Origin of the sequence: Mycobacterium sp. E2699 (genome assembly GCF_001666745.1) — a bacterium.
In the GTDB taxonomy this organism is placed as follows: domain Bacteria; phylum Actinomycetota; class Actinomycetes; order Mycobacteriales; family Mycobacteriaceae; genus Mycobacterium.
The window spans coordinates 1-1,355 of the sequence record NZ_LZJH01000068.1 but is presented as its reverse complement, the minus strand read 5'-3'; the positions used below and the strand labels follow the sequence as shown (position 1 = coordinate 1,355).

The window sequence follows — 1,355 nt, the reverse complement described above, 5'->3', positions numbered from 1 at the left end:
GCGAAAACGATAAACGTCTGGGTGAGAAGGTTTTCCAGGAACCACCCGGTGTGAAACGCCACCTCGCCGGCGTGCAGGATGCCGAGCATGAATCCGAAGGTCAAGAAGTCGAACAGCGAGTTGATGGGCCCGAACGTCAGCATGAACCTGCGGATGAAGGCGACGTTCCAGTGCGCCGGCGCATCGCGTTGCTCCTCATCGACGCGGTCGGTGGGGATCGCCAACTGCGAGGCATCGTAGAGCAGGTTGCCCAGCAGGATCTGGCTGGGCAGCATCGGCAGAAACGGCAAGAACGCCGACGCGGCGGCGGCGCTGAAGGTGTTGCCGAAATTGCTCGATGTGCCCATGAACACGTACTTGATGGTATTGGCGAAAATCCTTCTGCCCGTGGCCACCCCGGTGGCCAGCACCCCCAGGTCCTTTTCCAGCAAGACCACGTCGGCCGCGTCCTTGGCCACGTCGGTGGCGCTGTTGACGGAGATGCCCACATCGGCGGCGTGCAATGCCAGCGCGTCGTTGACCCCGTCGCCGAGAAACCCCACCGATCTTCCGGTGCGGCGTGCCGCGGTGATCAGCCGTGCCTTTTGGTCGGGGGAGATGCGGGCGAAGATACTGTGGTCCGCAGCGGCGCGGCCGAATTCGTCGTCATCGAGGCATTCCAGCTGCGCGCCGGTGATCGTGCCCTTGGAGACCAAACCCAGTTCGGCGCAGACCTTTTCGGCCACCCGAGGGTTGTCGCCGGTGGCGATCTTCACCTCGATTCCCAGCTCGGCAAGCTGATCAAGGGATTGCCGGGCGGCGGCCTTGGGCTCGTCGGCGAAGACCAGAAAGCCGGCCAGCGTGAGGTCGTGTTCGTCGTCGGCGGTGAGCTCCGTCAGCTCGGCGGCCGGGCGGGTGGCGACGGCGACCACCCGCCGTCCGGCGGCGAACAAGTCCGCCAGGGTCGCATCCGCGGCCGCCGGCGTCCCGTCGCACCGGTCCAGGACCTGTTCGGGGGCGCCCTTGACGACGAGGAGGCGGTTGCCGTCGTCGTCGACCAACACCGACGTCGCGCGCCGCTCGTGGTCGAACGGCAGCAGCGCGACGCGGCGCACCGCGCCGCCCACCAGTTGCTGTGGCTGCGGGGAGTCCCACAGCGCGGCGTCGAGCGGATTGGCGCTCACCACACCGGATTCCGGGTCGACGTCGGTGGCCAGCAACCCGAGCCGCCGGACCGGCTCGGCCGGCGCACCGGCCGGATCGACCGCGCCGACCAGGCGGATGCGGCCCTCCGTCAGCGTGCCGGTCTTGTCGGTGATCAGGATGTCGATGTCGCCCAGGTCCTCGATGCACACCAGGCGTTTGACCAGGACCTT

General features: G+C 67.4%; 1 protein-coding gene. It reads right to left on the bottom strand.

Translation table 11 applies throughout. The annotated features are described in order from the left end of the window. The coding region (locus A5696_RS11550) for an HAD-IC family P-type ATPase (RefSeq protein ID WP_156738350.1) at nucleotides 1–1,355 on the bottom strand (1,355 nt) is incomplete at both ends.